The organism is Actinacidiphila oryziradicis, assembly GCF_005047355.1.
Taxonomy (GTDB): Bacteria; Actinomycetota; Actinomycetes; order Streptomycetales; family Streptomycetaceae; genus Actinacidiphila; species Actinacidiphila oryziradicis.
The window spans coordinates 283,638-301,359 of record NZ_SUMC01000001.1; the positions used below are offsets into that span (position 1 = coordinate 283,638).

Annotated in this window: 13 protein-coding genes; 6 read left to right on the plus strand and 7 right to left on the minus strand. The window is 70.6% G+C overall.

Annotation, left to right across the window (positions count from 1 at the left end):
* Positions 1 to 86 precede the first annotated feature (86 nt).
* Both FCI23_RS01340 and FCI23_RS01345 read right to left on the minus strand, forming a co-directional pair.
* Positions 87 to 1,010: a DUF6807 domain-containing protein gene (locus FCI23_RS01340; RefSeq protein WP_136721532.1), complete on the minus strand. Its 924-nt coding sequence runs from the start codon at positions 1,008 to 1,010 to the stop codon at positions 87 to 89.
* A complete protein-coding gene (locus FCI23_RS01345) occupies positions 1,007 to 2,131 on the minus strand; it encodes a Gfo/Idh/MocA family protein (protein WP_246143203.1) in 1,125 nt (374 codons plus the stop codon). Before FCI23_RS01345 ends, FCI23_RS01340 begins: the two co-directional genes overlap by 4 nt.
* Positions 2,132 to 2,308: 177 nt before the next feature.
* Between FCI23_RS01345 and FCI23_RS01350 the strand changes: the two genes are divergently transcribed.
* Entirely contained in the window at positions 2,309 to 3,394 is a 1,086-nt protein-coding gene (locus tag FCI23_RS01350; RefSeq protein ID WP_136721534.1) for a LacI family DNA-binding transcriptional regulator, read from the plus strand.
* A gap of 82 nt (positions 3,395 to 3,476) precedes the next feature.
* Here the strand turns inward: FCI23_RS01350 and FCI23_RS01355 are convergent, their stop codons facing one another.
* Positions 3,477 to 4,421, minus strand: a complete 945-nt coding sequence (locus FCI23_RS01355) for an EamA family transporter (RefSeq protein ID WP_136721535.1) — start codon at positions 4,419 to 4,421, stop codon at positions 3,477 to 3,479.
* Between the two features lie 85 nt (positions 4,422 to 4,506).
* Between FCI23_RS01355 and FCI23_RS01360 the strand changes: the two genes are divergently transcribed.
* Both FCI23_RS01360 and FCI23_RS01365 read left to right on the plus strand, forming a co-directional pair.
* Positions 4,507 to 5,412 (plus strand): LysR family transcriptional regulator, encoded by a 906-nt coding sequence (locus FCI23_RS01360; protein WP_136721536.1) that lies wholly within the window; start codon positions 4,507 to 4,509, stop codon positions 5,410 to 5,412.
* Between the two features lie 139 nt (positions 5,413 to 5,551).
* Positions 5,552 to 6,469, plus strand: coding sequence for a hypothetical protein (locus tag FCI23_RS01365; protein ID WP_136721537.1), 918 nt, complete (start codon positions 5,552 to 5,554; stop codon positions 6,467 to 6,469).
* 113 nt (positions 6,470 to 6,582) lie between these two features.
* On the opposite strand, the gene FCI23_RS01370 is transcribed toward FCI23_RS01365, so the two are convergent.
* The 4 genes from FCI23_RS01370 to speB form a co-directional block, all read right to left on the minus strand.
* Positions 6,583 to 8,001: a S28 family serine protease gene (locus FCI23_RS01370; protein WP_136721538.1), complete on the minus strand. Its 1,419-nt coding sequence runs from the start codon at positions 7,999 to 8,001 to the stop codon at positions 6,583 to 6,585.
* Positions 8,002 to 8,094: 93 nt separating this feature from the next.
* Positions 8,095 to 12,006: an ABC transporter ATP-binding protein gene (locus FCI23_RS01375; protein WP_246143204.1), complete on the minus strand. Its 3,912-nt coding sequence runs from the start codon at positions 12,004 to 12,006 to the stop codon at positions 8,095 to 8,097.
* A 129-nt stretch (positions 12,007 to 12,135) separates the two neighbouring features.
* On the minus strand, positions 12,136 to 13,182 hold the full coding sequence (locus FCI23_RS01380) for an esterase-like activity of phytase family protein (RefSeq protein ID WP_136721540.1): 1,047 nt from the start codon (positions 13,180 to 13,182) through the stop codon (positions 12,136 to 12,138).
* A 144-nt stretch (positions 13,183 to 13,326) separates the two neighbouring features.
* Positions 13,327 to 14,343, minus strand: a complete 1,017-nt coding sequence (gene speB, locus FCI23_RS01385) for an agmatinase (RefSeq protein WP_136721541.1) — start codon at positions 14,341 to 14,343, stop codon at positions 13,327 to 13,329.
* A 104-nt stretch (positions 14,344 to 14,447) separates the two neighbouring features.
* Here speB and FCI23_RS01390 point away from each other — a divergent pair, with 104 nt between their 5' ends.
* The 3 genes from FCI23_RS01390 to FCI23_RS01400 all read left to right on the plus strand — a co-directional run bounded on the left by FCI23_RS01390 (position 14,448) and on the right by FCI23_RS01400 (position 17,720).
* Positions 14,448 to 16,049, plus strand: coding sequence for a PucR family transcriptional regulator (locus FCI23_RS01390; protein WP_136721542.1), 1,602 nt, complete (start codon positions 14,448 to 14,450; stop codon positions 16,047 to 16,049).
* A gap of 93 nt (positions 16,050 to 16,142) precedes the next feature.
* Positions 16,143 to 16,940 carry a phosphatase gene (locus tag FCI23_RS01395; protein WP_136721543.1) on the plus strand — a complete coding sequence of 266 codons (798 nt, stop codon included), beginning with the start codon at positions 16,143 to 16,145 and terminating at the stop codon, positions 16,938 to 16,940.
* 120 nt (positions 16,941 to 17,060) lie between these two features.
* Positions 17,061 to 17,720, plus strand: coding sequence for a response regulator (locus tag FCI23_RS01400; protein WP_136721544.1), 660 nt, complete (start codon positions 17,061 to 17,063; stop codon positions 17,718 to 17,720).
* Positions 17,721 to 17,722: the final 2 nt, after the last annotated feature.

Consider the following 17,722-nt stretch of genomic DNA (forward strand, 5'->3'; position numbering starts at 1 on the left):
CTCGGTTTTTCGGACGTCCGGCGGATGTGGTGTCATCGCGCGGGGGCCACCACTGGGCCCTCACTTTCACCTCACCTCACCTCACCTCACCAGGCGTGAGCCTTCAGGTACTGCTCGACGCGGCCCGCGTCCCACTCCCCGTCGGCGACGACCACCCGGTAGCGGTAGGCGAAGGACTCCCCTCGCGGCAGCTCGAACTCCTCATGGAACGCCCACGAGAACGCGACCGTCGGGGTCGGCTCGGACCGCACGAACCAATGCGATTCGTGGATCGCGTCGGCGTTCTCGGGCGCGTGCGCGAAGACCAGCGTCGAACTCGCGTCGACCTCGTCATGGGTCGCACCGAAGGCCAGCCACGGCGCCTGCTGCCCCATCGTCTGCGACTCGCCCGCCAGGCCGCCGCCCGCGAGCACCGTGCCGCCGTTGAAGTCGCGCGGGCCGCGCCAGTGCAGGCCTGTGTAGCCGGCCATTTCGCGCCCGGCGGTCGTGGGACTACCGAAGCGCAATGGCATGTCGCGCGCGTTGGTGAGGTGGATCGACCAGTCCAGCGCCCAGGCGCCCTCGGCCGCTTCGACCGAGTGAACCGCTATCTCCCGGCGCTCGTCGGCCCAGTGGTCGCCGGAGTGAGCGAGCCAGCTGAGGCGTTCGGTGAAGTCGAGGCGGTCTTCCGCCGGTTGGATCGCCTCGAAGGAATCATGGCGCATGGAGCCGACCCGCTCGGGGACCGCTTGGTAGCCCTTCTCGGGCGAGAGGTAGGAATTGCCACCCCAGAAGTTCTGGCCCGACACATGGCTGGCGGTCATCTGCAGGCCTTTGTGCCAGCGGTGGTCGTTCGGGCGGTAGCCCGTGACCGTACGGCCCGCGAGGGTGCGCAGCGGGTGGGCGTAGGGCTTGCGCGACTCGAACGCCTCGGGGTCCGGCCGGTAGACATAGCGCAGCAGCTCGGTGCCGGAGGACTGGACAGAGATCTCCTGGCCGTGGACGTGCGTGACGGTGATCGGGTCGCTCATCGGGCCTCCTTGGCTCGGGGCGCCCACTGCGGGTGGCCGCCGTTCAGGTCGGTGTAATACGGGTCGCCGGGGCCGATCTCGCCCGCCAGCACCGGGCGGCCGGTGAAGGCGGACTTGTAGAGCGCGGCGATGAACTCAAGGCTCGTACGGCCGTCCGGTCCCGAGCTACGGGGCCTCCGCCCGGCCTGCATGGCATCGAGAAGTTCACCTATCTGGGCGACGTGGGAGCTCGGCACGTCGTGGTCCGGGGTGCTCCAGCGCGCGACGCGGTCAGTGTCGGCGCGCACATGCGGGGCCGGGGTGTAGTGCCAGTCTCGGTTGGCGTGACCGTAGAGGTGGGTCAGCTCGACGGTCGCGTCCGCGCAGTCGATACGGATCCTGCTCACCTCATCGGGTGAATGGACACTGTTGACCACCGTGCCCAGCGCGCCGTTCGGGAAGCGGACCGTGGCGACGGAGACGTCCTCGGTCTCGACGTCGTGCACGAGGCGGGCGGCCATCGCACGGATCTCGGACCAGCCACCCAGCAGGTCCAGCATCAGGTCGATCTGATGAATGCCATGGCCCATGGCGGGACCGCCGCCCTCGCTGGCCCAGGTGCCGCGCCACGGCACGGAGTAGTACGCGGCGTTCCGGTACCAGGTCGTCTGGCAGTGCACCACACGCGGTTCGCCGAGCTCACCCGAGGCGAGGAGTTCGCGGGCGTGCACCGCACCCGACCCGAAGCGGTGCTGGAAGACGATCGCGGCGTACGGTCCCGATTCCGCGCCCTCGGCCGCCACGATTTCGTCGTACTCGGCAAGGGACAGACACGGCGGCTTCTCGCACAGGACCCAGGCCCCGGCACGCAGCGCGGCCACCGTCTGGACTCGGTGGAAGGCGGGCGGGGTACCGATGAGAACCAGGTCGGGACGCTCGGTCGCGAGCATGGCGTCGAAGTCGGAGTAGCCGCTCACATCTTCGCCGGCCGCTTCACGGAACACCTTGACGCGGTCCGGGTCGATATCGACCGCCGCGACGAGTTCGACGCGGTCGGCGTGGGCTCGCAGCGCGGGCAGATGCGAGTCGGTGACGATGGCGCCGGTGCCGACGACAGCAGCACGGATGCGGGGGGCGGACACGGGCGACTCCTCGGCAGAAAGCGCTTGCACGTATGCTGACACTAAGCTGGTGGAGGTTCTGCGACAAGGCCCCTTCCACAGCTCCGTCGCAGGTCCGCTCCCCGGCGCCACCCGGAGGTGAGAACATGTGCCGCTACGGGCGGTGGGCCCGGCGGCAACCCGGAGGATGAGATAGCGATGGCAGTGACCCTGGCCGACGTCGCGGCGCGTGCCGGAGTGTCCGCCGCGACCGTCTCACGCGTCCTGAATGGTAACTATCCTGTCGCCGGCAGCACACGAGAGCGGGTGCTGCGGGCCGTCGATGATCTGGACTACGTGGTCAACGGGCATGCCCGCGCGCTGGCTGCCGCAACGTCCGATCTGGTCGGCGTCCTCGTGAACGATGTCGCCGACCCCTTCTTCGGGCTCATTTCCAGCGCTGTCCAGAGCGAGATCAGCGGGGCCGGCGAAGCCCCCGGAGCCGGGGGCGGAAAGCTCGCCGTGGTCTGCAACACCGGGGGCTCCCCGGAGGCCGAGCTCAACTACCTGACGCTGCTGGAGCGGCAGCGTGCCGCCGGCGTCGTCCTGACCGGCGGCGCCGTCGAGGGCACTGGGCACACGCATGCGGTAGCCGGACGGCTGGCGCGGCTGGCCGCCTCCGGAACGCGGATCGTGCTGTGCGGGCGGCCGCCGCTGAAGGCGCTGCCCGGCGTCGACGACTCACTCATCATGACCGTCGCGTTCGACAACCGGGGCGGAGCGCAGCGGCTCACCGAGCACCTGCTCTCCCTCGGCCACCGCCGCATAGGCTACGTCGCCGGGCCCGCAGAGCGGACCACCACCCGGCACCGGCTCGAGGGACACCGGGCGGCCCTCGCCGCCGCCGGGCTGGACTCCGGCGCGGAACACCTCACCGTCTACGGGTACTACGACCGGTCGTCCGGGTACGACGCCGCGCTGGAGCTGCTACGCCGCGACCCCCGCCTCACCGCGGTCGTCGCCGCGAACGACACCGTCGCCCTGGGCGTCTGTGCGGCTCTGCGCGACCAAGGGCTGAGCGTCCCCGGCGATGTATCGGTCGCCGGGTTCGACGACCTTCCGTTCAGCGTCGACGCCGTGCCCGCACTGACGACGGTGCGGATCCCCTTGCAGGAGGCGGGGGCCCGTGCCGGGCGCCTGGTGATGGGGCGGCAGGCGCCGCCCCCGGGCGGTGTCGCCACCATCCGCACGGAGCTGATGGCCCGGGCCTCCACCGCGGCGCCGGCCCCTGGACGCCTGGGCTGATTTCCCGCCACATGCGGGCCGGTGGCCGGGTTGTGCCCGCGGGGTGGGGAAAGCGCCGCAGGCGGACCCGGTTACGCGGCCGCTATGGAAGCGGTGACCGCGCACCATGGACGGCCGGGGGCGACGGCACCCGTGTCCGGGGCGGCAGGTGGTTTCCGTCCGGGCGCCGGCTCGGACGCCGGCCGGTCGAGGTGATGGCGACCCCGCCGACAAGCAGCACCGCCGCCGCCCAGCGCAGCGGACTCACGCTCTCGCCGAGAAGCAGCCCGGCCGACGACATCCCGAAGACCGGAACGAGCAGCGAGAAGGGGGCGACGGCCGAGGCCTCGTACTGGCGCAGCAGGAAGCCCCAGGCCCCGAAGCCGAAGACGGTGGAGATCCACGCCACGTAGACGACCGCGCCGGCGCCGCTCCAGTCGAGAGCGCGCAGCGCGGCCAGGTCGGCGGCGGGGCCCTCGAAGAGGAGGGAAAGTGCGAGCAGGGGCAGCGGCGGTACGAGGCTGAGCCAGACCATCCAGCTGAGGGCGTCGGGTGGGGCGGCTTTGCGGGTGAGGATGTTGGACAGGCCCCAGAAGGCCGCGGCCGCGATGACGAGCGCGAAGGCGCCGAGCGGGCCCGAGGAGCCTTCGTCGACGGCGGCGACGACGATCCCGGCGAGGGCGATGGCCATGCCGGTGAGGCGGATGCGGCTCGGACGCTCGCCGAGGAGGGTGATCGCGAGGAGTGCGGTGAAGACGGCCTGGATCTGGAGGACAAGGGAGGAGAAGCCGGCAGGCATGCCCTGGTGAATGCCGATGAAGAGCAGGCCGAACTTGGCGACTCCGAGGACGAGGCCGACCGAGATCACCCATTTGAGGGCCACTTTGGGGCGGGGGACGAAGAGGACTGCGGGCAGGGCCGCCACGAGGAAGCGGAGCGCGGAGAAGAGCAGGGGCGGAAAGTGGTCGAGGCCGATGTCGATGACAACGAAATTGACGCCCCAGACTGCGGCGACGAGGACGGCGAGAGCTAGGTGGGCAGGACGCATGAGGTGAGCATCGCGGCTGGCTAGGATTTAGCACCAGCGATGTTTTTTGCATGGTTGTCTTCACTGTTCCTAAAGGGTGGGATCGATGCTCGATCTGGCGCGGCTGCGGGCGCTGCACGCGGTGCACACGCATGGTTCGGTGGGGGCGGCGGCCACCGCGCTGGGGTACACACCGTCGGCGGTGTCGCAGCAGATCACGAAGTTGGAGCGGGAGACCCGCACAACACTGCTGGAGCGCCAGGGGCGCGGTGTGGCGCTGACCGACGCGGCACAACTGCTGGTCGCCACCGCGCAGCAGTTGCTGTCGATCGTGGAAGAGGCCGAGGTCGCCCTGGAGGAACAGCGCGGGCGTCCGGCCGGGCGGCTGACGGTGGCGGCGTTTCCGACGGCGGCACGGGGGCTGTTGCCCGGGGTGCTGGCACGGTTGACGGCGGAGCACCCGTCGTTGGATCTGCGGCTGGTCGAGCAGGACCCGCACCGGTCGGTGGAGCTGGTGGCGCGCGGGGTGGTGGATCTGGCGGTCGCACACGACTGGGATATCGCGCCGCTGCCCGCGCCCGAAGGGCTGGAGCGGGCGGCGATCGGGGAGGACCCCTGCGATGTGCTGGTGCCGGCCGGGCACGCGCTTGCGACACGCCCGGGGATCGTACGGGACGACCTCCTGGATGCCCGCTGGATCTGCCAGCCGCCGGGCACCGTGTGCCACGACTGGCTGCTGCGGACTTTGCGCTCGTCGGGCGCCGAGCCTGAGGTGGCGTACCACGTGGCCGAGTACCAGACGCAACTGGCGCTGGTTGCGGCCGGTCTCGGCATCGCTCTTGTGCCCCGGCTGGGCCGCGGGCCGCTGCCGGATGAGGTGACAGCGGTGCCGCTCGATCCGACGCCCGTGCGGGGGCTGTTCGCGCTGTGGCGTACGGGGGCGTCGCGGCGCCCGGCGATCACCGAGACGGTGCGGGTGTTGCGGGAGCACTGGCCGCCACGTTCCTGGTGACGCGCCCGGCGGGTCTCACCATCGCCCGTACGGAGTACGGGGCGCGGCGCACGGACCGCCACGCGTCCAGGATAGGCACATGTCCGGATTCGCGGCGCTCCCAGGGGAACCGCTTTGCCGCCCTGCCCGTCCCATCCGCATGCTGCTGGAGAATCTCCGCAAGGTGGTGTTGGTCGCGCTGCTGGCTGCGTCGCTGACAAACCTCTCCGCCGCCTGCGGCCAGCAGCAGCCCGCCACCGGTGCGCCTCCTTCCGACAGCACCGGTGGCGGCCCCTCTCCGTCCGGCTCCCGCTCCGGCTCCCCCGCGGAGCGTGGAATCGAGGCCAGACAGGTGTACTTCGACGCCGGGGTACGCGGCGCGCCGCTGGTGCACACCGTGCTGGATGACGAGCGGGAACTGGCGCGGTTTCCCGGCTGGTTCGCCGCCTCGGAGCCCGAGGCGGCAAGGAAGATCGCACAGAGGGCCGCGACGACTGATTTCTCGCGCAATGTACTGGTGGGCTGGTCCGCGCCAACAGGATGCAGTGCGGCGACGGACGCGGCACTGTTCGCCACCGGCAGCCGGCTGGTGCTCGGCCTCGACCAGCCGGAGCCGCCGCAGGAGTGCCTGGTGTCCAATCAGGTCCTGGTTGTGTTCGAGGTGCCGAAGGACCGGATGCCCCAGTCTCCGCGGTTCGACGGCAAGGAACCCGATCCGGCGGGGCCGGGCACCACGGTCGCCTTCGTACGTCTGGCGGAGACCGGCGTACAACCGCAGCAGGCGCAGGGCGGCGAAGTCACGGATGCCACCCGGCTGGACGCGTTCGTGGCGAAACTACCGGGTAATGGCGGCACGACCGTAACCAAGCAGCTGTCCGCGCACCCTCAGCGGTCCGATGAGCGGCGCTTCGGGTACGTGTTGTCGGGCTGCAAGCCGACCGGAGCGGCCTTGCTGATCAGTCCCGGCAAGGCGCCGGAGGCGATCGCGACCGGGGACGAGAACATCCGCTGCGTCCGGCCGCAGCAGTATGCGGCGGTTGTCGGCGTCCCCTCGAATCTGGTGTCCGGCACGATGTGACGTACAGCGTCAAATCCTCCTACCCTTGCCAAGGGGCGCATGCCTCCCGGCAGAGGGCTGCGCGCGCCGCTTCTGAGCGCGCTCGTGCGGACGCCGGCTGCGCTGCCTGTCCGTCAGAGCCGCTGCCGGTCCAGGACCTGGTTGTCGCCCTCGTCAAGCTTGGCGTTGTACGTGGTGAGCGGCTTCGCCATGCCGGGGTCCGCCTGGACGGCGGCAGGGGCGACACCGGCCCATTCCAACACCTCGGCGGTGGCCTCGGCCTTGTCGTCATCGGTCAGCTTGGCGATGTTCGCGCCATGGTTGGCGCCGGGCGCCCAGAAGACATACGAGTCCCGCGACCCCTTGCCGAGCCGGAAGGGCTCCGCGCCCCACGGATCGTTCTGTCCGTAGACGAAGAGCATCTGGTCGGCATGGTGACGTACCCAGCCGTCGATGTCGCTCATGGCCGACGGCTGGAACTTCATCGGGATGGAACGCGGCACATATGAGCGCGGTTGGTAGATGCCCGGGTACCGGAGCAGCCCTTTCAGGTATGAGGTGTCGAACGTCGGCGCGCCGAGCTGGGTGCCCGCCTGGTAGTAGTACGGCGTGTAGTAGTCCAGCCCCTGGTCGGTGTAGAAGTCAAAGCCGGAGATCGTGTCGATGAAGGTGTACAGGTCATCGGTGGAGACGGTCGTGGCGGGCACGTCCGCGCACTCGGACTCCTCGTGGTACTGCCAGAACCCCCACACCAGGTCGAGGACGACATTCTCGTACGCCTTGTCTGCGCTGCCGACGGTAGTGAAGGTCAGGCCATTGCTGTCGGCGTACTTCTGGTAGCGGGCGACGATCTCGTCGCGGCGGATGAGCGCTTCGCGCTGCGCCGCGTTGAGCCTGGTGCGGCAGTCGGCGGTGCCGACCTGCTTGAAGAAGCGCGTGTACGCCGAGTCCTCGTTGTTCACGACATCGTTGGGCGCCACATAGGCGACGGTGCCGTCCATGTCGTGCGGATAGAAACGCCGGTAGTAGGTGGCGGTCATCCCGCCCTTGCTGCCGCCCGTGTCGATCCATTTCTTGCTGTAGATGGTCTTGAGCGCCTGGAAGACGCGGTGTTGGTCGCCGGCGGCCTGCCAGATGTCGAGCTTGGACCAGTCCGCCGGGTAGGGGCGGGACGGGGTGAAGAACCGGTACTCCATGGAGACCTGATTGCCGTCGATGATGCGGGTCGGTTCACTGCGGCTGGCCGTGGTGGACAGTCCGTAACCGGAGGTGAAGAAGACCGTCGGCCGGTCGGTGGCTTTGTGAAGGATCGTCAGCCGCTGCTGAAAAGTGCCCTCGGAAGGGTGCCTGTGGTCCACCGGCTGGGTGTAGTCGAGGACGAAGTACCGGTAGCCGCTTACCGATTTCTCGTGGATCAGGCTCATGCCGGCGACCGCCAGGATCCGGTCCTTGATGTCGGGCTCGTCGGCGGTCGCGGCCGAGGCCGTGATCCCGCTTCCGAGCGCGCCGACGAGCAGCACGAGTGACAGCAGCCATCTGAACGCCTTGCGCATGCACCCTCCCCCTGGATTCACAGGTTTCCCGCGAATCCAGGGGAGTAACCCCGGCCCCGCCAGAAGGGTTCAACCCGCCTCCGGCGCGAAGGATCACACTCCTCCGGCGACCGACGACAAGGAGGTGTCCTCCTCCCCCGCGAAGGCGCGCCACAGCTGTGCGTAGCGCCCTTCCCGGGCGAGGAGTTCCTCGTGTGTACCGTCCTCCACGATCCTCCCGTGGTCCAGGACCACCACGCGGTCCGCCCGGGCGGCGGTGGTGAGCCGGTGGGCGACAACCAGCGTCGTACGGCGCACGGCGAGCCGGTCGGCAGCCTGGTTGACCAGCCCCTCGGTCGCCAGGTCGAGCGCGGCGGTCGCCTCGTCCAGCAGCAGGATGTCCGGGTCGACCAGCTCCGCCCGGGCCAGTGCGATCAGCTGCCGCTGCCCGGCGGAGAGATTCCGGCCGCGCTCGGCGACGGTGTGCAGATAGCCGCCGTCAAGCGTCGCGATCATTTCGTGCGCGCCGACCGCGCGGGACGCCGTCTCGACTTCGGCGTCGGTCGCCGCCATCTTCCCGTACGCGATCGCGTCCCGGACCGTCCCGGCGAACAGATACGGCTCCTGCGGTACGACACCGAGCCGCTGCCGGAAGGCGGTCAGGTCCAGTACCCGGATGTCGTGCCCGTCGACGAGAACCGCGCCGCCGGTCGGGTCGTAGAAGCGAGCGACCAGCTTCACCAGCGTGGACTTGCCCGCACCCGTCTCACCGACGAAGGCGACGGTCTGCCCGGCCGGGATGTGCAGATCGATCCCGGAGAGGGCCTCCGCGCTGTCCGCCCCGTAGCGGAAACGCACCTCCTCGAAGCTGATCCCGCCCCGCAGCGACGGCACTTCGCGCGGGCGGGCCGCGAGCGGTGTCGCCGTCGGGGTGCGCAGCAGTTCCCGGATCCGTCCGAGCGACACGGACGCCTGCTGGTAGCCGTCGAAGACCTGGGAGAGCTGCTGCACTGGCGCGAAGAACAGGTCGATGTAGAGCAGATACGCCACGAGCGCGCCCGCTGTCAGGGTGCCGGCGCTGACCCGGTGCGCCCCGACGATCAGGACCAGGGCCGCCGCCACGCTGGAGAGGAACTGCACGAACGGGAAGTACACAGAGATCAGGAACTGCCCGCGCACCCGGGCCTGCCGGTATCCGTGACTGTGCTCGGCGAACTGTTCCGAGCTGCCCAGCTCCCGGCGGAAGGCCTGCACGACGCGCAGGCCGGCGACGTGCTCCTGGAGCTCGGCGTTGACCACGCTGACCCGTTCGCGGGCAAGTTCGTACGTCTTGATGGACTTGCGCCGGAAGACCCAGGTGGCGGCGGCGAGCAGCGGCAGCAGCGCGAAGACCATCAGGGCCAGCTGAACGTCGATCGCGAGCAGCGCGACCAGGATGCCGAAGAATGTCAGTACGCTGACCAGGGCGGTGACCAGGCCGGTCTGCAGGAAGGTCGACAGGGCGTCGACATCCGTGGTCATCCGGGTCATGATGCGACCGCTCAACTCGCGCTCGTAGTAGTCGAGCCCGAGCCGGTGCAGATGGGCGAAGATCTTCACCCGCAGTGTGTAGAGGACGCGCTCGCCGGTGCGGCCGGTCAGCCGTGTGGAGCCCCACTGGGCGGCCCACTGGGCCAGCACGACCAGCAGCCCGGCGAAGGACGCCGCCCACACCGCGCCGAGTGCTGCCAGCCGTACCCCCGAGTCGATGCCGTGCCGGATCAGTATGGGGAGCAGCAGCCCGGCGATGGCGTCGGCAGCCACCAGGAAGAGGCTGAACAGCAGCGGCGCCCGGAATCCGCGCAGCAGGGTACGCAGCCCGAAGCCCGCGTCTGCTTCGCGCGCCCGCCCCTCGTCCACTTCGGGAGTGTCCATGGCGGGCGGCAGAGCGGCCACCTTTGCCAGCAACTCGGGCGTGGCCGGCATCCCGGCCATGGCGGCGGCCATGCCACCGGGGCCGCCCCCTGTGGCGGCAGGCGTGGTGGAGGTCCGGTCGGTGGCGGGGTCCCGGGCCTCGCGCCGGTCGCTCGGCCACAACTCCGGTGTTATGCCGTCCACGCGGTGCGGCCGCTCGAACACGGTCCGGTAAGCCCCGCCCTCCTGGCGCGTGCCGCTTACCAGCGGCAGGGTGGCGGGGTGGTCGTCAGCGACCGCCAGGCCCGTGGCCGCCGACTCGCCGTCGGCGAAGCCGGGCACGTCGGCGGATATGAGCCCGGCGGCGAGGCCGGCCGGGTCGGCCTTGACCACGTCGGCGGCGAGCGCTTCCGGGTCCGTCAACAGCCTGCGGTAGAGGGCGCAGCGCGCGGTCAGCTCATCGTGGGTGCCGATGTCGACGAGCTGCCCGGCGTCCAGGACGGCGATCCGGTCGGCCAGTGCCAGGGTGGAGCGCCGGTGGGCGATCAGCAGGGTTGTACGGCCCGCCATGACCTCGCGGAGGGCGTCGTGGATGTCGGCCTCGACCCGGGCGTCGACCGCAGAGGTCGCGTCATCGAGGAGCAGCAGCCGCGGGTCGGTCAGGATGGCGCGGGCGAGGGCGACGCGCTGGCGCTGGCCGCCGGAGAGGGTGAGGCCCTGTTCGCCCACGACGGTGTCGTAATCCAGCGGCAGGGCACTGATGAAGTCGTGTGCCTGGGCGGCGTGGGTAGCGGCGAGGATCTGGTCCTCGGTGGCCTCCGGGTGGCCATAGGCGATGTTGGCGCGGACGGTGTCGGAGAAGAGAAAGCTCTCCTCGGGCACCAGCCCGATCGCGGCGCGCAGCGAGTCGTAGGTGAGATCGCGGACGTCCTGCCCGCCGATCCGTACCGTGCCGCCGGTGACGTCGTAGAAGCGCGGCAGCAGCAGCGAGAGCGTCGACTTGCCGGATCCCGAGGCGCCGACGACGGCGACGGTCTCGCCGGGGTCGACACGCAGGGAGAGTTCACGAAGGACCGGCCGCTGGGGGTCGTAGCCGAAGCTCACCCGGTCGAACTCGACGGTCGCGGCAGACTCGCGCGGGAGCTCCTGTGCGCCCTCCTCCAGGACCGGCTTGGTGTCGATCAGCTCGAAGACCCGCTCGACACCGGCTCTGGCCTGCTGCCCCATCGTCAGCAGCATGGTGAGCATCCTGACCGGCCCGGTCAGCTGGGCCAGATATGTGGAGAAGGCGACGAAGGTACCCAGCGTGATCTGCCCGCGCACCGCCATCCAGCCACCGAGGGCGAGCATTCCGACCTGGCCCAGTGCCGGGACGGCCTGCATCGCCGGGCTGTACCGCGCGTTCAGCCGGATGGTGCGCAGCCGCCCGGCGAAGAGTTTCCGGCTGACCCCCTCCAGCTTCGCCATCTCCTGACGCTCCTGGCCGAAGCCCTTCACAACGCGTACGCCGGTCACGGATCCGTCGACGATCCCGGCGACTGCGGCTGCCTGGCCCTGGGCGTACCAGGTGGCGGGGAAGAGCTTGGTGCGGCTGCGATCAGCGAGGAACCACAGGGCGGGCGCGATGGCGAGGGCGATCAGCGTGAGCAGCGGCGACAGGAAGAGCATCACGACCAGTGAGAGCACGAACAGCAGCACATTGCCGAGCATCACCGGCAGCATCCACAGCAGTCCCTGCACCAATTGCAGGTCGCTCGTGGCCCGGCCGACCACCTGGCCGGTGCTGAGCTCGTCCTGCCGGGCGCCGTCCAGCCGCATCAGCGACCGGAACATCTCATTCCGCAGGTCGTGCTGGACGTCGAGTGCCAGCCGCCCGCCGTAAAAGCGGCGCATGTACGTAAGTACGTATACGGCGACGGCTGCTGCCACGAGCACGACCGCCCATGGCAGCAGCGGCCGGTCGTGCGCCACGATCACATCGTCGATGATGACTTTCGGCACCAGCGGTACCAGCGCGGTGACCGCCATCCCGCCGAGCGATGCCCCGAGTGCCAGCAGCACATTGCGGCGATAGTGCCAGCTGTATCTCGCCAGCCGCCGGAACCAGCCCTGCTCCGCGCTTGTCGCCGCCACCCGGGACCTCCCACTCTCCATGTGTCACCGCAGATTGAAACGCTCTGGCGTGCGGATTTCATCCTGCTGCAACAGAGCGCCGCAACGAAACCAGGCCCAGGCACGGACGGCCGGGGAGGGACCCGGCATTCAGCGCGGCAGGCGGGCGGTCAGCGAGTACAGCCGGGTGATCTGGGCAGCGTTCTGGTTGTCGTCGCTGACCAGCAGCAGGCGCAGCCGGCCGACGGGGGCGTGTCCGGTTACCGCGAGGCCTTCTATGTTGTCGAGCAGCGGGTTGGGCTGGGGCTGCTTGGCGGTGGCGCCGAGGGAGGGGCAGTCGGCGATGTCTGCGAGCAGGGTCTTGCCCACGAGCCGGATACCGTCCTGGCCGGTGAGACTGTCGATGCCGCTGGTGTCGGTGGCGCCCCGGAGGTCGGCGAGGTAGAGGCGGACAGTATTGCCGACGCCGGAGGTGTAACCGCGCTCGAGGACTAGGAGGCGGCCGTCGCCAGTAGCGGTGATCTCGGAGATGCCGAGGCCGGTGTCGACGCGGTAGCCGTACTGCCGCGAGAGCTGGAACTCCTGCTTGAGGCCCTGCCGCTGCCAGGTCTGCAGGCGCACGAGATCGTTGCTGTCGCCGGAAAGCGCGCCCTCCATGGAAGCGACCAGGGTGCGGCCACCGGGCTGCAGGGCAAGGCCCTCGAAGGTCAGATTCTTTGTGGCGCGCCCGGCCGGGGCGACCTGGAGAGCGGCGGGGACGGGGAGGCGGCCGGTGATGACGCCGTCGCGGGTGTAGCGGCGGATGGATGGCTCGGTCTCGGAGGTGATGAGCCGGGTGCCGTCGCGGTCGATGACGAGGGCCTCGGAGTCCAACGCCGCGCCGCTCTCGTCGGCGAGCTGTACGACACTCGCGGGCGTCTTGGTGGCAGCGTCCAGGGTGAACAGGGACGACCTGTCGGAAAGTGCGGCGATCCGCCCGTCGGTGTCGACGGCGAGAGCGGAGAGGTTACCCACATATGTGCCGTCGAAGACGGTCTTGTCGAGCGCGTCGGAGAACCCGTCGATGTTCACAAGGGGCGAGCAGGCGTGCGGCACGACATCATGGCCCTGGGCCTGGGCCGTGGGCCCCGCGGCGGTCAGGCAGGTGATCGTGGCGAGGCCGGCCGTGAGCGTGGCCAGTACGGTACGCATTCGCATGGGCGCCACGTTAGATCCTCACGCGGCCAGGCCGGTTGACTTCCGGAGATACCCCGGTGAACGAATGGGCCGCCGCGTCTTCGGCGGCCGCCGCCGTCGGCGATCAGCCAGGAACGTCTTGTCCCGGATGCCGGCGGCGGGAGCTCACTCGCCGGGCGCCCCTGCGCCGGAGGCACGGCTCGCCGCGCTGTGCCGATCGCTCTGACTGGCGGCAGCGACTTGGCGGGACATGATCGTGGTCAGCTCGTACGCCGTGTGGGAGGCCGCGACCGACGTGATCTCGGCGTGGTCGTACGCCGGGGCTACCTCGACGAGATCCGCCGAGACCAGATGGCAGGAGGCGAGCCCGCGCAGAATCTCCAGGAGTTCGCGCGAGGTGAGGCCGCCGGCCTCCGGGGTACCGGTGCCGGGCGCGTGGGCCGGGTCCAGCACATCGATGTCGACGGAGATGTAGAGCGGCCGGTCACCGATGCGTTCGCGCAGCTGCTGGGCAACCTCGTCGACACCGCGCCGCATGACATCCGCCGATGTCACGATGCCGAAGCCCAGCTTCTCGTCGTCGTCGAGGTCCTTCCTGCCGTAGAGCGGGCCGCGCGTGCCGACATGCGACAGCGCCTCGGTGTCGAGGATGCCCTCCTCCACCGCGCGGCGGAACGGGGTGCCATGGGTGTACTCGGCGCCGAAGTAGGTGTCCCAGGTGTCGAGGTGGGCGTCGAAGTGCAGCAGGGCGACCGGGCCGTGCCTGCGGGCGACGGAGCGCAGCAGCGGCAGGGCGATGGTGTGATCTCCGCCGAGGGTCATGAGGCGAGCGCCGGTGTCCAGCAGATCCGCGGCGGCAGCCTGGATGGTCTCGACGGCCTCGTTGATGTTGAAGGGGTTGGCCGCGATGTCCCCGGCGTCGGCGACCTGGGCGAGCGCGAACGGTGACGCGTCCTGGGCCGGGTTGTAGGGACGGAGCAGACGGGAGGCCTCGCGGATCGCGTTGCCGCCGAAGCGCGCCCCCGGGCGGTAGGAGACGCCGGTGTCGAAGGGCACGCCGACGACGGCGACATCAGCGGTGCCGACCTCGTCCAGGCGGGGCAGCCGGGCGAATGTCGCCGGGCCCGCATAGCGCGGGACGCGGGAGGAGTCGACGGGACCGCGCGGCTCTGCGGCGTTCATGGTGACCTGCTTCCTGATCGGCTGCTCAGTGCTCCGCACAGTCGACTCTAGGTTGCTGCGGCGCTACACAGAAGCGTACGCTTTATCCACCCACGACGATTTGGATGGATAAAACGCACATGCCGCTCGCTCCGCATCTGGCGCCACCCACCCCGCCCGTGCCCCTCGCCGGCCTGCTGGCCCGTGCGGATCTGGGCCTGCGGCAAGTGGCCGGGCCGCGCGACGATGGCACCGAAATCCTGTGGGTGCACACCAGCGAGCTGGAGGACCCGGGCCCCTATCTGCTCGGCGGCGAACTGCTGCTCAGCGCCGGAGTCCACTTCGACTCCGCGTCCGGCTCGGGCGCGTACCTGGACCGCTATGTGGCGCGTGCCGCGGAGGCCGGTGCGGCGGCGCTGGGTTTCGGGCTCGCCCCGGTGCACGACGAAACCCCGCGCGCCCTCATCGCCGCCTGCGACCGTTACGACCTCCCTTTGGTGGAAGTGCCGCCACAAACCCCCTTCACCGCTGTCACCCGGGCCGTCTGGCAGGCCATGGCCGAGGTCCGCCACCGCGAGCTGCGGCGCCTCACCGAGGCCCAGCAGTCCCTCGCCGCCGCCGCGGCCCGCCCCGCGCCCGTCCCCGCGGTGCTGCGGCAGCTCGCGCAACGCCTCGGCGGGTGGACCGCGCTGATCGCCCGGGACGGCGCGGAGCTTTACGAGGCGGGGCCCCGTCCCGGTGAGGGCGCCAGTGAGGCGGCGAAACGGCTGGCAGCAGTGGTCCGGCCAGCCGACGCCACCGGACCCAGCGGCATCGGGAGCGGAACGACCCCGGCGCGACGACGCGACGCACCCTCGTCCGCGACGGACACCGTCGGCGCCACCAGTCTGGCCGGGTACGCGCTGGCCGGCGGCACCCCCGGTGCGGGGCTCGCGCTCGTGATCGCCACCGCGCGGCGCGACCCCGCCGATCACGCGATCGCCGGCATCGCGGTGGTGCTGTTGTCCCTGCTCACCGGGCGCTACCGCGGGCCGGCCGACGCCGACCGGGCTACCGCCCTGGTCCGGCTGCTGCTGGGCGCCCGCCCAGGGGACATCGAGCCGGTGCTGTCCGGCCACGGCGCGGCCGGCGGAGGTCCGCAGCAGTGGACCGTGGTGCACGGCAGCCCTCGCGGCGGCGGCCGGGGCGGCGAGCAGGAGGCGCCCGCACAAGCGCTGGCCGCCTCCGCGCTCGCCGCGGGCCTCGGCACCGCGCTGGTCGACCCCGGAGGCGCCGCAGGCGCCACCGTACGGCTGCTGCTGCCCGCCGACCGCGAGGTCACCGCCCAGGCCGGCTGGACGCTCGGCGTGAGCGGCCCCGTATCCCTGGCGGACCTGGCCACCGCAGACGCCGAGGCCGAGCGCGCACTGCGCAGGGCGGTCGCCAACCGCACCGCCATGGCCCAGGGCCGCAACGGCGGGACGGGCGTGACCGGGCTGGTGGCGCCCAAGGAGGCACGGGCGCACGCGCGCAGCACCCTGGCGCCGGTCCTGGACTCGCCGGTGCTCGCCGAGACGCTGCGCACCTGGCTGGCACTGCACGGCTCCTGGGACCGCACCGCCGTCGCCCTCGAAGTGCACCGCAATACGGTGCGGCAGCGCATCGGGCGCGCCGCCGCTCTGCTGGAGGCGGATCTGGACAACCCGGACACTCGCATGGACCTGTGGTTCGCACTGCGCTGGCTCTGAGCGCGCTGCTTCTGCCGGCGAGTGACGCGTCACACATGGGCGTCGGTCAGGCGTCCCACGTACGCCCATGCGAAGTAACGGGACAATGAGGCCATGTCCTACGCTCCCGTGCCGTCCCGTAAGTCCCTCTCCGAGCATCTCGTACGCACCCGTATAGCGGGTGATGTCGCCACCCCCCGCGAGAACAACCGCTCCCACTACCGCAAGCTCGCCGACGGCGACCGCTACTTCTGGTTCGGACTGGAATTCGGCGATCGGTGGACCGACGAAGAGGCGGTGCTGCGCGTCATGGCCGAACGCTGCGGTGTCGTGGCCGACCCGGCGCATCGCGCCGGGCAGGACACCATCGACCCCGCGCTCACCATCGGCGCGCTGGACCGTGCCGCCGCCAAGCTCCGCAAAGCCGCCGACGGCGGCCAGCGCGTGCTTTTCGCAACCGGCCACCCTGGCGGGCTGCTCGACGTCCACCGGCGTGTCGCGGCCGCGCTCCGCGCCGCTGGAGCCACGGTCGTCGTCATCCCCGGCGGCCTCAGCGCCGATGACGGCGGCGTCTTCCAGTTCTGCGACGTAGCCATGCTGGAGCGCGGCGCGACCCTGTGGCACACCCACTCCCCCGCTCCCATGGCCGCCATCCTCGACGCCCTCGAAGCCCAGGGCGAGCCCCTGCCGGACCTCGTCTTCGCCGACCACGGCTGGGCCGGTCACGCCGCCCAGCGCGGCCTCGAAGCGGTCGGTTTCGCCGACTGCAACGATCCCGCCCTCTTCCTCGCCGAAGCCGAGGACACCCTTTCCGTCGCCATCCCCCTGGACGACCACGTCACAGACCCTCGCTTCTACGACCCTCTGACCGCCTACCTGCTCGACGCCGCCGGGCTGGCTCCCCAGAGCTGAACGACGGCGTGGGCGGAGGGACAACGCCGGGCAGCGGTCAGGCAACGAACCCGGACGGGTGGGCGGGTGACGGGTGGGCGGAGCAACCCGCCGCAGGCGATCGCTCGTTACCATCGGCGGGTGATACGGGTAGTAGTGGTGGACGACGAGTCGCTGGTCAGGGCGGCACTGCGGCAGATCCTGGAGTCCGCGGGCGACATCGAGGTCGTCGCGGACTGCGACAGCCGTACAGCGGTGGCCCGGATTGAGGCCGCCGCCCCCGACCTTGTGCTGTTGGACGCTGTGATGCCGGAGCCGGACGGCCTGAAAGTACTGCGGGCCGTGCGGGCGCTGGCGGCGCCGCCAGCCGTGGCGATGCTGACCGCGTTCGACACCAGCGGGCACATCAGTGCCGCGATGCGGGCGGGCGCGACCGGCTTCTTGCTGAAGGACACCGCGGTGGGCACGCTGATCGACGCCGTACGGGTGCTGGTCTCGGGCGGAACGGTCTTCACACCGACCGTCAGCCGCGCCGTCGTCGACGGATACCTGGACGCCGCCCCGGAACCCGGTGACGAGGACACGGCGGCGGCGCTGGCACGGCTCACCGACCGTGAGCGCGAGGTACTCGTGCTGGTCGCGAACGGCCTGCCGAACTCGGAGATCGCCGGACGTCTGGAGATCACCGTGGCAACTGTGAAGGATCATGTCCGCGCCGTGCTGCGGAAGCTGGGCGCGCCCAACCGGGTCGCCGTCGCGGTCCTCGCCCACCGGGCCGGGCTCGTTCCGAAGCGGGCGTGAGA

What these genes read in the sequence shown, in the direction of transcription:
- FCI23_RS01340 (WP_136721532.1), bottom strand. Translation starts at nt 1,010, where the DNA reads ATGAGCGACCCGATCACCGTCACGCACGTCCACGGCCAGGAGATCTCT.
- FCI23_RS01365 (WP_136721537.1), top strand. Translation starts at nt 5,552, where the DNA reads ATGCTGCTGGAGAATCTCCGCAAGGTGGTGTTGGTCGCGCTGCTGGCT.
- FCI23_RS01360 (WP_136721536.1), top strand. Translation starts at nt 4,507, where the DNA reads ATGCTCGATCTGGCGCGGCTGCGGGCGCTGCACGCGGTGCACACGCAT.
- FCI23_RS01390 (WP_136721542.1), top strand. Translation starts at nt 14,448, where the DNA reads ATGGATAAAACGCACATGCCGCTCGCTCCGCATCTGGCGCCACCCACC.
- FCI23_RS01350 (WP_136721534.1), top strand. Translation starts at nt 2,309, where the DNA reads ATGGCAGTGACCCTGGCCGACGTCGCGGCGCGTGCCGGAGTGTCCGCC.
- FCI23_RS01380 (WP_136721540.1), bottom strand. Translation starts at nt 13,182, where the DNA reads ATGCGAATGCGTACCGTACTGGCCACGCTCACGGCCGGCCTCGCCACG.
- FCI23_RS01370 (WP_136721538.1), bottom strand. Translation starts at nt 8,001, where the DNA reads ATGCGCAAGGCGTTCAGATGGCTGCTGTCACTCGTGCTGCTCGTCGGC.
- speB (WP_136721541.1), bottom strand. Translation starts at nt 14,343, where the DNA reads ATGAACGCCGCAGAGCCGCGCGGTCCCGTCGACTCCTCCCGCGTCCCG.
- FCI23_RS01395 (WP_136721543.1), top strand. Translation starts at nt 16,143, where the DNA reads ATGTCCTACGCTCCCGTGCCGTCCCGTAAGTCCCTCTCCGAGCATCTC.
- FCI23_RS01355 (WP_136721535.1), bottom strand. Translation starts at nt 4,421, where the DNA reads ATGCGTCCTGCCCACCTAGCTCTCGCCGTCCTCGTCGCCGCAGTCTGG.